Here is a 13,447-nt window from a genome sequence, read left to right on the forward strand (position 1 = left end):
CCCGGACCTCGGATCAGAGCCCGGCGACGGCGCTGACGGCCTCATCGACCGCCGCGCGCGCGGGCTCCAACTTCCACTGCAGATCCGAGCAGATGATGCTGAACGCGAGGACCCGCCCGGACGTCGTGGTGACGGTGCCGGTGAGGGAGACCGTCTGGTCGAGCGTGCCGGTCTTCGCGGCCACGGCCTGCCGCGCGGGGGCATCCGGGAACCGGTCGCCCAGGGTGGAGTCCTCGCCGGGCCGCGGCAGGCCCTCCAGCACGGTGCCCAGGGCGGGTGTGCGGGCCACCCCGGCCACGACGCCGGCCAGCTGGCCCGCGCTGACGCGGTTGTCCGGGGACAGGCCCGAGGAGTCCACGAGCGCCATCCCGGCGGTGTCCACGCCGAGGTCCTCGGCGGTGGCCGTCAGCAGCTGCGTGGCGCCCTCGTGGGTGGCGGGCAGGTCGGCGGCGGGCGCGGCCGTGTGGGCCAGGGCCTCGACCACCTGGTTCTCCGAGTGGGCCAGCAGGTACGCGACCTGCTCCCCCACGGACGCGGACTCCACCGCCGCGACGGGGGCGGCGGCGAGGACCGTGGAGCGCGGCACCTCGGTGGCCGGGATCGTGTCCCGCAGACCCACCTCGAGGTCGGCGCCGGAGGCGGCCACCGCGTCGTCGAGCGCGGCCTGGAAGGTGAGGGCGGCGAACTGCGCCGGGGCCTCGATGCGGTCCTCCCCGGTGCCGGGGACCTCACGGCCGCCGTAGGTGGCCAACGGCTGCACCGGCGCGATGTTGCCGCTCTCCGGGATGTCCGACGTCCAGCGCGGGTTCAGGGCCGTCCGGTCCGTGAAGAGCCGCAGGTCCGTGCTGACCACCACCTGCCCGGTGACGCCGTCCTCGACCAGCCCGGCCACGGTCCGCTCCGCGAGGGTGCGCAGGCCCGCGCGGCCGGAGACGTGCTTCGAGTCCGAGGCGCCCGTGCCCAGCAGCACGTCGCCGCCACCCACGAGCACCAGCTCGGTGGCCGCGCCGTCCGCGGTGGGCTGGGCCACCACGGTGGTCTGCAGAGTCGTCTCAGGACCCAGGGCGGAGACGATGGCCGCGGCGGCGAGCACCTTGAGCGAGGACGCGGGGGCCACGGGCTCGTCCGCGTCCCGCGCGTACAGCACCTCGCCGGTGGCCAGGTCGCGGAACTCAGCGGAGACGGTGCCCGGGGACGTCTCCAGCCCCGGCTCGACGGCGGCCGCCACCTGGGCCGCGGTGGGGCCGGTGGACGGGGACGACGACGTCGGCCCGGCGGTCGTCGACGAGGCGGACGTGCTCGACGGGGCCGGCGGCGCGGTCACGGGCCCGCAGGCGACCAGGACGGCCGCGAGCGCGGCCAGGAGGACGGCGGGGAGCGGGCGGCTCCGGAGGCGTTCCGTGCGTCGATCCCGACGCCCAGCGCGCCCCGTGTCCACCTGTCCCATGCGTCCATCATGACGGGCGCCCCCGGTAGGCTGACGGCAGCACCGCCGGGCGGCGCCGCGCCGCCCGGACACCCCACCCTCTGTGCGAAGGAGAGTCATGGCGCACGACGTCACCATCGAGATCCCCGCGGGCTCCCGCGTGAAGTACGAGTTCGACCACGAGACCGGCCGCCTGCGCCTGGACCGCGTGCTCTTCACCTCCATGCAGTACCCCACGCACTACGGCTACTTCGAGAACACCCTCGGCGAGGACGGCGACCCGCTGGACGCCCTCGTGTACCTGCCGGGCTTCGACCTGGTGCCGGGCTGCGTTGTCGAGGCCCGCCCGATCGGCGTGTTCAACATGACCGACGACGGCGGCGGCGACGCCAAGCTGCTGTGCGTCCCGGCGGACAAGCGCTACGACCACATCACCGAGCTCGAGCACGTGGAGGAGTCCCTCAAGCAGGAGATCGAGCACTTCTTCACCCGCTACAAGGACCTCGAGCCGGGCAAGTGGGTCAAGGCCGAGGGCTGGGAGGGCCGCGCGGCGGCCGAGGCCGAGCTCGAGGCCTCCATCCAGCGCTTCAACGCCGAGGGCGACGAGTCCCCGACCGACGAGCCCCAGGGCCGCGACGTGGACACCGAGGAGGCGCAGCCGGCCACCGAGAAGGGCGAGGAGACGGACGAGCCCCAGGGCCGCTGACCCCCGCACCGCCCCCGCGCGCGACGCCGGCCGCTCACCCCTCGGGGTGGGCGGCCGGCGTCGTCTGCGGGCTGGCAGAATCGACGACCATGTTCGTGCTCACCATCAACCAGCGGGACACCCTCGACGCCGGCGACCGCGTGGACACGTTCCTGCGCGCCCTCCAGGACGTGCCGGGGCTCGGCGACGCCGTCGTGCTCCCGTTCCAGCGCGCCGTGGGCGACGAGCTGATCGGCGCCGTCGAGGACCCGCGCGTCGCCGTGGACGTGGCGCTGCGCGCCCTGCGGCAGCGCCGCTGGAACGTGGGGGTCGGCGTCGGGACGGTGACGCACGCGGACGGTGCGGCGGGCGCGCCCACCTCCGGGGACCTGCACGACGCCGGCGGGCCCGGTCTCGCGGCGGCGCGGCGGGCCGTGGAGGCGGCGGCCGTGTCCACCGCGCGGATCCCGTTGGCCGTGCGCGGCCGGGACGAGGAGGCGGCCGCCGAGGCCGAGGCCGTGCTGCGACTCGTCGGGCAGCTCGTGTGGTCCCGGACCGACGCCGAGTGGGCGGTGCTGGACCTGCTGGTGCCCGGGGTGCGCGGCCAGCAGAAGCCGGCGGCCGCCGCGCTCGGGATCACGGCGCAGGCCGTCTCGCAGGCGGTGCAGCGCTCCTACTGGAACGAGGAGCACGCCTGCCGCCCCGCCGCCGCGCGGCTGCTCACGCTGGCGGGGGGCTGACCCGGCGGCCCGGGCCGGTCGCGCCGCTCAGGCCGCGGCCGGCTCCTCGAGGAGCGAGCGCAGCACCGTGGCGAGCCCGTGCTCGTCCACGTGCCCGGTGACCTCGTCCGCGGCGGCCACGACCTCCTCCACGGCCTGGCCCATGGCCACGCCGCGGCCGGCCCAGCGCAGCATCTCGATGTCGTTGCGGCCGTCGCCCACGGCCACGGTGTCCTCGGGGGCCACCTTCAGCACGGTGCGCAGCGCCTCGAGCCCGGAGGCCTTGGTCACGCCCGCCGCGGCGACGTCGAGCCACGCCGTCCAGCCCACGGAGTAGGTCACGCCGGACAGGCCGATGCCCTCCACCGCGCGACCGAACTCCTCGGCGGAGGAGTCCGTGGAGAACACCACGAGGCGCACGGCCGTGGTGTCCATGAGCTCCTCGAACGTGACGCCCTCCGCGGCCACGCCGAAGGACATGTCCTGGAACCGCTCGGTGGAGCGGAAGGTGCCGTCCGGCAGCTCGAGCGCGTACTTGGCGCTGGGCAGGCGGTGGCGCAGCTGGGTCAGGACCGAGCGCGGGTCGAAGGTGCGCAGGTCCGTGATCTCGTAGCCCTCCTCCAGCTCGGGGTCCAGGCGCAGCGTGACGCCGCCGTTGGAGCACACCATGAAGCCGGCGCCGATCCCCAGGGAGCGGGCCACGGGCAGGGTGGCCGCGCGGGAGCGGCCCGTCGCGATGACCACGTGGTGCCCGGCGTCCAGCACGGCCCGCACGGCCGCGCGCACGGGCTCATGCAGATGGCCGTCATGGTCCACGATCGTTCCGTCCACGTCCAGGCACACGAGCTTCTTCGTCATGGCCCCACCCAACCACACGGCCCGGACATGGCGGCGACGCGCGGGTGAACGGCGGGGCACCGCCGGGGCGCCGCGGGGCAGGCGGGCGGGACGGCCGGCGCCGCCGGGGACGACGTCGTCCGCTCAGACCAGCTCGAAGCGCTCCATCCCGCCGAGGTAGGGGCGCAGCGCGGCGGGCACGGTGACCGAGCCGTCCGCGTTCTGGTGGTTCTCCAGGATCGCCACGATCCAGCGGGTGGTGGCCAGGGTGCCGTTGAGCGTGGCCACCATGCGGGTCCCGCCCTTGGAGCCGTCCGCCGTGCGGACCCGCTCGCGGATGTTGAGGCGGCGGGCCTGGAACGTGGTGCAGTTCGAGGTGGACGTCAGCTCGCGATAGGTGCCCTGGGTGGGGACCCAGGCCTCGCAGTCGAACTTGCGGGCGGCGGAGAGGCCGAGGTCGCCGGCGGCGATGTCGATCACCCGGTACGGCACCTCGATCGCGGCGAGCATCCGCTCCTCCCACGCCAGCAGACGCTCGTGCTCCGCCTCCGCGTCCTCCTGTGCGGCGTAGATGAACATCTCCAGCTTGTTGAACTGGTGCACGCGGATGATGCCGCGGGTGTCCTTGCCCGCCGAGCCCGCCTCGCGGCGGTAGCACGTGGACCAGCCCGCGTACCGGACGGGGGCGCTCACGTCCATGATCTCGTCCGCGTGGTAGCCGGCCAGGGCCACCTCGGAGGTGCCCACGAGATACAGGTCGTCGCGCTCCAGGCGGTAGATCTCGTCGTCGTGCTCGACGTCGAAGCCGGTGCCCTGCATGGTCTCCGGGCGCACCAGGGTGGGCGGGATGACCGGCACGAAGCCGTTCTCCAGGGCCAGGTCCAGGCCCAGCTGCATCAGGGCGAGCTCGAGACGCGCACCCACGCCCTTGAGGAAGCTGAACCGGGCGCCGGACACCTTCGCGCCGCGCTCCATGTCGATCGCCCCGAGCAGCTCGCCGAGCTCGAGGTGGTCGCGCGGCTCGAAGCCCTCGGCGGCGAAGTCGCGCGGCGTGCCGACCTCCTTGAGGACCACGAAGTCGTCCTCGCCGCCAGCCGGGACGCCGTCGACGATCAGGTTCGGGAACCCACGCTGCAGCTCCGCGAGGCGGGCCTCGGCGGCGCCGGCGGCCGACTCGGCCTCCTTCACGCGCGCGGCCAGGTCCTTCACCTCGGCCAACAGGGCCTGCTTCTCCTCGCCCTTCGCCTGGGCGACGCGCTTGCCGAAGGCCTTCTGCTCCGCGCGCAGCTGCTCGAAGCCCGCGATGGACGAGCGGCGGGACGCGTCCGCCTCGACCACGCGGTCCACGAGGGACGCGTCCTCCCCGCGGGCCTCCTGGGAGGCGCGGTACTTCTCGGGCTGCTCGATGAGGTCCTTGACGTCGATCACGTGCGCCAGCCTAGCGGGCGGGGCCGACGCCTAGACTCAGGGCATGACTCCCGAGTGGTGGATGGCGCTGGCCGCCCTGGTGCTCCTGGCCGTGCTGGCCGTCGTCGTGGTGGTGCTGGCGGTGCGCCAGGTCCGCCTCGGCGTGCAGCACCAACGGACGCGTCTCCTGGTGGACGCCCTCGACGCGCGGGTGGGCGGCGTGCAGCGCCGGCTGGAGGAGGTGCCCGGCATCGGCACGGGCCGCCACGAGGTCGCGCTGGTGCTGAACCCCATCAAGACGCACGCGGACCGGGTGCGGCGCGAGCTCGAGCGGCTCGCGGCGGCGGAGGGCCTCGGCGAGGTGCTCGTGCTCGAGACGCAGGAGGACGACCCCGGCACCGCCATGGCGCGGCAGGCCCTCGACGCCGGTGCCCGGCTCGTGATAGCCGCGGGCGGCGACGGCACGGTCCGCACCGTGGCCGAGCAGCTGGCCGGCACCGACGTCGCCCTCGGCGTGGTGCCGCTGGGCACCGGGAACCTGCTGGCCCGCAACCTGGACCTGCCGATCAACGACGTCGAGCAATGCCTGCGGATCGCCGTGGGGGGCCGGCAGCGACGCATCGACACCGTGGACGTCCGCTGCACGCACGAGGACGGGCGCGTCACCCGGCAGACCTTCACCGTGATCGGTGGCGCCGGCTACGACGCGGACATCATGGGCGACACCAAGGATGAGCTGAAGGATCTGGCCGGCTGGCTGGCCTACAGCGAGGCCGGCATACGGCACCTGCGCGGCAAGCGGCACGAGGTGACCGTGGCCCTCGACGGCGGTCAGCCCCGCCGGTTCAAGGTGCGCACCGTGATGGTGGCCAACTGCGGGATGCTCACGGGCGGCGTCGAGCTGCTGCCCCAGGCCAAGCTCGACGACGGCCTCCTCGACGTCATGGTCCTCTCGCCCCGGCACGCGCTCGACTGGGCGCGGATCGCCGTGAAGACCGTGACCCGGTCCCGCAGCTCCATCCCCGTGATGCACACGGAGCAGGCCCAGCGCGTGAAGGTCGAGTTCGCCGAGCCGATGCCCTCCCAGCTCGACGGCGACGCCACCGGGGTCATCACCGCCCTCGACGCCCGCGTGCAGCCGGACTCGCTCGTCGTGATGCTCGTGGCCGAGGACGACGCCTCCGTCCGCGACGACGGCGTCTCCGCCGCCGCCCCCGTCCCGGAACCGGCCCCGCACATCTGACCCCCCGCCCCCGCTTTCGTTCGGGAAACGGCGGCTTCCCCACCGTTTTCGTTCGGGAAACGGCGGCTTCCCCAGCACTTTCGTTCGGGAAACGGCGGCTTCCCCAGCACTTTCGTTCGGGAAACGGCGGCTTCCCCAGCGCTTTCGTTCGGGAAACGGGCGCCGGGGCGACGCGCGGACGGGAAGCACGACGACGGCCCGTCGTCGTGGTGATCGTCCCGTTTCGGCCACGAAAGGGGCCTAGGAACCTCCCGTTTCGTCAACGAAAGTCCCTCGGGGGCCGCCGTTTCCCGAACGAAAGTGGCCCGGGGGCCGCCGTTTCCCGAACGAAAGTGCGGCACCGCCTCAGCGGGAGCGGAGGGACTCCACCCAGGCGCGGCCGGAGCGATACGCGGCGTCGGTGAACTCGGCCGGCACCCTCGTGGGCACGGGCTCGGCCTGCGCGTACGAGCCCAGGAACCGCAGGTCGGGGTACTCCCGGTACAGGGCCGCGAGCGCATCACCCACGCGGGCCTCCGCCAGGTGCCCCTCGAGGTCGAGGGAGAAGAAGTACCGCCCGATGCCCTCGCCGGTCGGCCGGGACTCGATGCGGGAGAGGTTCACCCCGCGCGTGGTGAACTCGGCCAGGATCTGCCCGAGGGCGCCGGGCCGGTCCTCCGGCAGCGGCACCACCAGCGTGGTCTTGTCCGCTCCCGTGGGCGCGGGCAGGGCCGTCGGCCGGGAGAGCAGCACGAAGCGCGTCACGGCGCCCGGCACGTCCTCGATCCGCTCGGCGAGCACCGGCAACCCGGTCTGCTCGGCCACGAGCGGGGCGCACACGGCGGCGTCGAAGTCGCCCTGGGCCACGAGGCCGGCCCCGGCCGCCGTCGACGGGGCGGGCGTGAAATCCACACCCGGCAGCGCCGTCTCGGCCCAGCCGCGCACCTGCGCCCAGGCGTGGGGGTGCGTGGTCACGCGCCGCACGTCCTCCATCGCGACGCCGGGCCGGCCCACGAGCACGAAGCTGATGGGCACGTGCACCTCCGCGAGGATCTGCAGCGTCTCCCCGAGGGCGATCTCGTCCACGGTGGCGGAGACGCCGCCCTCCACCGAGTTCTCGATGGGGACGACGGCGCGGTCCACCTCCCCCCTGCGCAGCGCCGCCACGGCGCTCAGCACGGAGCCCGCAGACACGAACTCGGCCTCGGCCGGGTCCGCCACCTTGCGCAGGGCGGCCTCGGTGAAGGTGCCGGCCGGGCCGAGGAAGGCGTAGCGCAGGCGCGACGGCGTCGCGTCAGCGGAGCCCGTCCCCGTCACTTGACGGTGGGCTCGGCGTCGCCGTCGGCCTCCATCGGCTTGCCGGCCTCGAGCCACGCGCCGGAGCCGCCGGCCACGTTGATGGCCGAGTAGCCGCGGCCGGTCATGAACTCGGCGGCGCGGGCGGAGCGGCCGCCGGTGCGGCAGATCAGGTAGTAGTCCGTGTCCGGGTCCAGCTCCTCGAGCCGGTCCGGCAGCTGGCCCAGCGGGATGTGCTGGGCGCCGGCGGCGCGGCCCAGGGCCCACTCGTCGTCCTCGCGGACGTCCAGGATGGTTGCATCGGCGGGGATCTCGTTCACATCGACGGTCTCGAAGGCGCTCATGGCTTCAGCGTAGCCACCCGCCCGGACGTCCCAGGAAGGCCCCGCCGTCCATGACCCGGGCCACGCCCGTTAGGCTCGGCCGCATGCAGACCTCCGACGCCGCACCCGCCGCCGACGACGACGACCGCACCCCCTCTGCCCCCGGCCCAGCCCGGCTCCTGGACCGCTCGGCCGTGCGCCTGCGGGAGGACCTCGCCGCCGGGGAGCTGAGCGCCCGGGAGGTCACGGAGGCCGCCCTCGCCGCGGCCCAGGCCCACGCGGACCTCGGCGCGTTCGCCCTCCTCGACGCCGAGGGGGCCCGGACCCGTGCGGCCGAGCTGGACGCGGCCCACCCGCGCGTCGCGCCCCGGGCCGTGCCCGGTCCGCACACCTCCCCCGCCCCGGACGACGACGGCGCCCCCGCCTCCCTGCACGGCCTTCCGCTGGCGTACAAGGACCTGATCGACGTGCGCGGGATGCCCACGCGGTTCGGCTCCGCCCTGCTGGCCGACGCGCCGCCGGCCGCGCAGGACGACCCGCTCGCGCTCCGCCTGCGCGGGGCCGGCACCGTCACCCTCGGCAAGACGACCGTGCCCGAGTTCGGCCTGGACTCCTACTCGGAGAACCTCGTCACGGCGCCGGCCCGCAACCCCCTGGACCCCACCCGCACCGCGGGTGGCTCCTCGGGTGGGGCCGCGGCCGCCGTCGCCGCGGGGATCCTGCCGTTCGCCCCGGGCTCGGACGGGGGCGGGTCCATCCGCATCCCCGCCGCGGCGTGCGGGCTCGTGGGCCTCAAGCCCGGTCGCGGGGAGCTGCCGATGGACGAGCACGCGGACACGGTCCGCAACCTCACGGTGTCGGGCCCGCTGGCCCACACGGTCGAGGACGCCGCCCTGCTCTACGACGTGATGCTCACCCCCGAGGGCCTGCCCGGCCGGGTGCTGTCGGACCTGCGCCGCACCGTGGAGACCGCCCGGGCCGGGGACGCCGTCGACGTCCGCCGGATCGGCGTCACCACGGCCTCGCCGTTCGCCCCCGACCTGGAGATCTCCCTGGCCCGGCCCGCCGTCACCGCCCTGACGAAGGCCGCCGCCGCCCTGGACGCGGGCGGTCACGCGGTCGAGGACCTCTCCCCCTACTACGGCGAGGACTACCACCGGGACTTCCGCACGGTGTGGACCGCAGGACTGCTCCGGGCGCCGCTGCCGGAGGACGCCGAGGCCCACGTGGGCGCGGTGGCCGCGCACTTCCTGCGCACGGCCCGGGCCGCAGGGCGCGCCGAGCTCGACGACGCCGCCCACCGGCTCGAGGAGTGGGCGCGCGGGGTGCGGGCGCAGTTCGCCGCCGTCGACGTGGTGATGACCCCGGTGCTGGCCACCGCGCCCCCGCCGGTCGGCCACTTCCTGGCGATGGAGCCCGAGGCCAACTACGAGGCGCAGTGCGCGTTCACGCCCTACACCTCGATGGTCAACGTGCTCGGCCTGCCCGCGGTCGCGGTGCCCGTGCTCCGGGACGAGCGGGGCCTGAACTGGTCCGTCCAGCTCATCGGTCGGCCCGGCACGTCCGCGCCCCTGCTCGCCCTGGCCGCACATCTCGAGCTGCTGCTGGCCGGCTGAGCCGGCCGGTCAGGTCGAGGTGTAGTCGCCCAGGGAGATCCCGGCGATCACCAGGATCACGAGGAACACGACGGCGAGCAGCAGCAGGGCGAGGGACACGTAGTTCATCACGAGGCCGGCGATCGCCATGCCGCGGCCGTGGGGCTCGCGCTTGAGGCCGATGTGGCCGAGGACCACGCCCACGATCGGCGGGAGGAGGAACGTGAACCCGCCCACCACGGAGATGATGCCGAGGATCATGGACGCCACCGAGCGGCCGACGCCGTCGGTCTGGCCGGGCTGCAGCGGGGCTCCGAAGCCGTGGCCGGGCGTGCCCTGCCCGTAGCCGTAGGCGGGGACGGTGTTCGCGTCCTGGCCGTAGCCGTACGGCTGCCCGTAGGCGGGGCGGGTCTGCCCCTCCTGCTCGGCGTACGAGGGGGCCCGGTCCCAGGCGGCGCGGTCGGCGTCGCCGGCCGGGGCGTCGGGCCAGCCGGCGGCGGAGGAGCCGGTGCCGGAGGAGCCCGCACCGGCCTCGGACCCGTACCAGCTCGGCCGGGCGGCCTCACGGCGCGGGTCGTGGGAGGCGTGGGGGTCGGTCATGACGGTCCTTCCGGTTCGGGGCGTCGCGGTCCGGTGCCGAGTCTAGGCGGTGCCCCCGGACCCGGCCCGGCCCCGCACCCCTGCTCCACGGCCGGCCTCACCCGGGCCGGCCCACCGCCTTGAGGTACCCGGAGAACCCGCCGGGGGTCCGCCCCTCCAGGCGGGACGAGGTGAGCACGCGGGTGGTGTCGGTGGCGATCACGCGCACCCGGCGGCCCTCACCACCGTCGCGCTCCCCCGCCAGGGCCCGCACGGCCTCGGCCAGGCCGACGTCCTCGTGCTCGGCCACCGGCGGGAATCCGCCCACGGCCTCGTAGAGCGACCACGGCAGCCCCAAGTTCGCCCCGTGCACGTGCGCGTGCCCCTCCTCGTGCCGGTAGCCGCGGAGCCAGGCCTGCCGCAGCGGCCCCTGGCGCACGTCCACCGTGCCCAGCACGAGCGCCTCGTCGCGGCCGGCGGCCACGGTCTGCGCCAGCAGCCAGTCGGCGGGGACGCGGCTGTCCGCGTCGGTGGAGGCGAGCCAGAGGCGCTCGGCGGGCACGTCGGGGAACAGCGCGCGGGCCCGGCGGGCGCCCTCGAGGCGGGCCCGCCCGACGCCGGCCTGCCCGGCGGTCGGCTCCCCCAGTTCGAGGACGTGGATGCGCGGGTCGGCGGCGCGGGCCTCGAGGGCGGCGGCCACCGTGGCGTCGTCGCAGCGGTCCGCGGCGACCACGACCGCGGCCGTGCCCTGCGCGTGGTGCTCCTCCCAGCGGTCCAGGGCGGCGGCGAGGGCCGCGAGCGCGGCCGGCAGCCGCTCCTGCTCGTCCTTGGCGGGCACCACGACGACGGCGTGGGTCGCGGCGGCGGCCCGCACGTGGAGGCTGAGCCGGAAGTCGTCCTCCACGAGCTCGGTGCGCAGCCGCCAGCGCGGGTCGGCGGCGACGCGCGCGTGCACGGCGTCCCCGTCCAGCGGCCAGCCCTCGATGGGGTGGCGCCAGTGGCACAGCAGCAGCTCGCCGCCGGGGGCGAGCGCGGCGTCGGCATCGTCGATCAGCGCGTCGAGCTCCTCGGGCTGCAGGAAGTAGCCGATCTCAGAGGCGATCACGAGGTCCGCGCCGGCGACGTCGGCCGGCCAGTCCGCGGGCAGCACGGCGCGGCGCACCTCGGCGTGCGGCGCGCCGGACAGCCGGGCGGCGGCGCGCTCGACGGCGGTGGGGGACGCCTCGAGGCCGACCACGCGGTCCGCGCGCGCGGCCACGTCCGCGGTGAGCACGCCGATGGACGCGCCCGCCTCCACCACGGTCCCGTAGCGGGGCCGGGGCAGGGCGGCGAGGGTGAGCGCCCGCTTGCGGGCCTCGTACGACGAGCTGAGGTAGCGCCACGGGTCCTCCTGGGCCCGGTAGAGCCGGTCGAAGACGGCGGCGGCCCGGTGGGCGTCGGCGTCGTCGGGGCCGGAGACGCGGTGGGCCTCGAACGGGCGCTCGTGGTGGGCGAGCACGGCGGGGCCGAGGATCGCCTCGTCACCGGGCGCGTCGGAGAGGGGCCGGACCTGGGAGGCGTGCGCGTCGAGGGCGGCACGGCGGGCGGCCCGGTCGTCGTCGGTGAGCGGCAGCCGTCGGTAGCGGCGGGCGGGCAGGTCGGCCGGGTCGGCCCAGTGCCAGAACCAGATGGGGAAGGCGTAGAGCGGCAGGTCGCACTCGCCCGCGACCGCGCCGACGGCGCGGCCCACGGCCTCGTGGTCCGCGTGGCCGTCGCCGGGGTCGTGGGAGGCGAGCACGGCGGGGCCGGGGTGGGCGTCGAGGGCCGCGGCGACGGCGTCGCGCACGGCGTCCTCGTGCTCGGCCACGCCGGAGTCGGGCAGGGCCAGGGACGCCCACGTCAGCCGGTCCCGCGCCGGAGAGCCGGGGCCTGCGGAGGCGGGCAGGCCGGCGGCGAGGGCGTCGAGGGCGTGCTCCATCTCGTCCCGGCGCAGCCGGACCAGGTCCTCGGGCGTGTGCGTGGGCGAGTGCGGGTGGGAGGCCTCGCCGGCGGTGGCGACCAGCACGTGCACGCGTGCCCCGCCGCGCAGGGCGGAGCGGATCAGGCCGGTGGCGGCGAGGGTCTCGTCGTCCGGGTGCGCCACGGCCACGAGCAGCAGCGTCTGCGCGTCCCAGACGGGCAGGCGCAGCTCCGGCAGCTCGCCGACGCCGCCCTCGGCCCAGGCCGCCTCGGACGTGCCGTCGTCGGTGTGGGAGAAGCTCACCACGTCCAGCCGCCGTCGGTCTCGCCGGTCAGGAGCGCGGCGCCCAGCCGGGCGTCGTCGCGGTGTCCGTGGTGCTGGCGCAGGTAGACCTGCAGGTCGGCGACGGCGCGGGCGTGCGCGGCGCTGCCGGTGAGCGGGCCGGGGCCGGTGGCCTGCCCGACGACGTCCATCACCTCGGTGCACAGCTGCGCCACGGTGCCGCGGATCCGGTCGGCCTCGACCATGCCGCGGCCGTGGTCCAAGCGGCCGGCGTCCACGTCGTCGGCGGCACGGGCGAGCAGGGCGGCCATCGCATGGAGCAGCCGGTCGACGCGGCCGAGCGCCGCCTGGCCGATCTGGTCCGGGCCCGGTCCGCGGCCCTCGGCCTCGGCGGCCGCGCGGGCGGCGGTGGCGTTCCGCAGGGTGCGGGCGATGCCGACGGCGCCGCCGAACCACACCGCCGCCACGCCGATGCCGCCCCATGCGAAGCCGGGCCGGCGCAGGTACCACTCGGCGCCGCCGACGGCGCTGCCGGGGACGGCGTCGAAGGCCAGGCCCACCGTGCGGATCGGGGCGAGGCCGAGCGCGGGCCAGGCCGAGTCGGTCTCGGCGACGCCGGGGTGGGACAGGTCCACGAGCAGGGCGCGGCGGGTGCCGTCCGCCTCCCGGCCGGTCACGACGGCGGCCGCGCACCGGTCCGCGAGCGAACACCACGGCTTCTCGCCGTCGAGCAGCCAGGCGGTGTCGGGGCCGTCCGGGACGGGGCGCAGGGCGGGGGTGCGGCCGCCGGACTCGGAGGCGTAGACGCCGAGCAGCCCGGCCGGGGCGGGGACGCCGGCCTGGGACAGGATCGAGAGCGCGTCCAGATGGGGCTCGAGCACGCGGGCGGCCGAGAGGTCCTGCGCGGCGACGGAGGCGAGCAGCTCCCACTGCTCCCGGGTGCGCCCCGCGCCGGTCAGCGGCAGGTCGAGCGGGGCGGCGTCCTGGCCGGACCCGGCGCCGGACGCCGCGCGGAGCAGCTCGACCATCGCGTCGACGTCGCCGTCGCAGGCCGCGGCGGCCGCGAGGAGGGCCTGCTCGGCCGGGCGGTCCACGGCTCCGCCCGGGACGAAGCGGACGGGCTCGGGTTGGGCCATG

At 75.9% G+C, this 13,447-nt stretch carries 12 protein-coding genes; 4 read left to right on the forward strand and 8 right to left on the reverse strand.

The window, feature by feature from the left end:
• Positions 1–13: 13 nt before the first annotated feature.
• Positions 14–1,324 (reverse strand): D-alanyl-D-alanine carboxypeptidase/D-alanyl-D-alanine-endopeptidase, encoded by a 1,311-nt coding sequence (locus tag O3T09_RS04585; protein WP_233490709.1) that lies wholly within the window; start codon positions 1,322–1,324, stop codon positions 14–16.
• A 220-nt stretch (positions 1,325–1,544) separates the two neighbouring features.
• Between O3T09_RS04585 and O3T09_RS04590 the strand changes: the two genes are divergently transcribed.
• Positions 1,545–2,132, forward strand: coding sequence for an inorganic diphosphatase (locus O3T09_RS04590; RefSeq protein ID WP_063189151.1), 588 nt, complete (start codon positions 1,545–1,547; stop codon positions 2,130–2,132).
• Positions 2,133–2,221: 89 nt separating this feature from the next.
• Complete coding sequence (locus tag O3T09_RS04595; protein WP_036316227.1) at positions 2,222–2,851, forward strand: hypothetical protein; 630 nt, start codon at positions 2,222–2,224, stop codon at positions 2,849–2,851.
• 27 nt (positions 2,852–2,878) lie between these two features.
• Here O3T09_RS04595 and O3T09_RS04600 read toward each other — a convergent pair whose 3' ends face one another.
• Together O3T09_RS04600 and serS are read right to left on the reverse strand one after the other, a co-directional pair.
• Positions 2,879–3,688 (reverse strand): HAD family hydrolase, encoded by an 810-nt coding sequence (locus tag O3T09_RS04600; protein WP_036316228.1) that lies wholly within the window; start codon positions 3,686–3,688, stop codon positions 2,879–2,881.
• A 123-nt stretch (positions 3,689–3,811) separates the two neighbouring features.
• Positions 3,812–5,095 (reverse strand): serine--tRNA ligase, encoded by a 1,284-nt coding sequence (serS, locus tag O3T09_RS04605; RefSeq protein ID WP_036316230.1) that lies wholly within the window; start codon positions 5,093–5,095, stop codon positions 3,812–3,814.
• A gap of 43 nt (positions 5,096–5,138) precedes the next feature.
• On the opposite strand from serS, the gene O3T09_RS04610 reads away from it, so the two are divergent.
• Positions 5,139–6,317 carry a diacylglycerol/lipid kinase family protein gene (locus O3T09_RS04610; protein ID WP_036316232.1) on the forward strand — a complete coding sequence of 393 codons (1,179 nt, stop codon included), beginning with the start codon at positions 5,139–5,141 and terminating at the stop codon, positions 6,315–6,317.
• A 345-nt stretch (positions 6,318–6,662) separates the two neighbouring features.
• On the opposite strand, the gene pheA is transcribed toward O3T09_RS04610, so the two are convergent.
• Positions 6,663–7,613: a prephenate dehydratase gene (pheA, locus tag O3T09_RS04615; RefSeq protein WP_036316234.1), complete on the reverse strand. Its 951-nt coding sequence runs from the start codon at positions 7,611–7,613 to the stop codon at positions 6,663–6,665.
• The gene (locus tag O3T09_RS04620; RefSeq protein WP_002858251.1) at positions 7,610–7,936 is read right to left on the reverse strand and encodes a rhodanese-like domain-containing protein; all 327 of its coding nucleotides are present in this window, start codon (positions 7,934–7,936) and stop codon (positions 7,610–7,612) included. The genes pheA and O3T09_RS04620 overlap by 4 nt, the downstream gene beginning before the upstream one ends.
• An 83-nt stretch (positions 7,937–8,019) precedes the next feature.
• On the opposite strand from O3T09_RS04620, the gene O3T09_RS04625 reads away from it, so the two are divergent.
• The gene (locus O3T09_RS04625; RefSeq protein ID WP_136939881.1) at positions 8,020–9,531 is read left to right on the forward strand and encodes an amidase; all 1,512 of its coding nucleotides are present in this window, start codon (positions 8,020–8,022) and stop codon (positions 9,529–9,531) included.
• A gap of 9 nt (positions 9,532–9,540) precedes the next feature.
• On the opposite strand, the gene O3T09_RS04630 is transcribed toward O3T09_RS04625, so the two are convergent.
• The 3 genes from O3T09_RS04630 to O3T09_RS04640 form a co-directional block, all read right to left on the reverse strand.
• Positions 9,541–10,110: a DUF4190 domain-containing protein gene (locus tag O3T09_RS04630; RefSeq protein ID WP_010079686.1), complete on the reverse strand. Its 570-nt coding sequence runs from the start codon at positions 10,108–10,110 to the stop codon at positions 9,541–9,543.
• 97 nt (positions 10,111–10,207) lie between these two features.
• Complete coding sequence (locus O3T09_RS04635; protein WP_049144909.1) at positions 10,208–12,331, reverse strand: PIG-L family deacetylase; 2,124 nt, start codon at positions 12,329–12,331, stop codon at positions 10,208–10,210.
• Positions 12,328–13,446, reverse strand: coding sequence for an acyl-CoA hydrolase (locus O3T09_RS04640; RefSeq protein WP_136939880.1), 1,119 nt, complete (start codon positions 13,444–13,446; stop codon positions 12,328–12,330). Before O3T09_RS04640 ends, O3T09_RS04635 begins: the two co-directional genes overlap by 4 nt.
• Position 13,447 lies beyond the last annotated feature (1 nt).

Origin of the sequence: Micrococcus sp. H39-S4, assembly GCF_027158145.1 — a bacterium.
Taxonomy (GTDB): Bacteria; Actinomycetota; Actinomycetes; order Actinomycetales; family Micrococcaceae; genus Micrococcus; species Micrococcus luteus.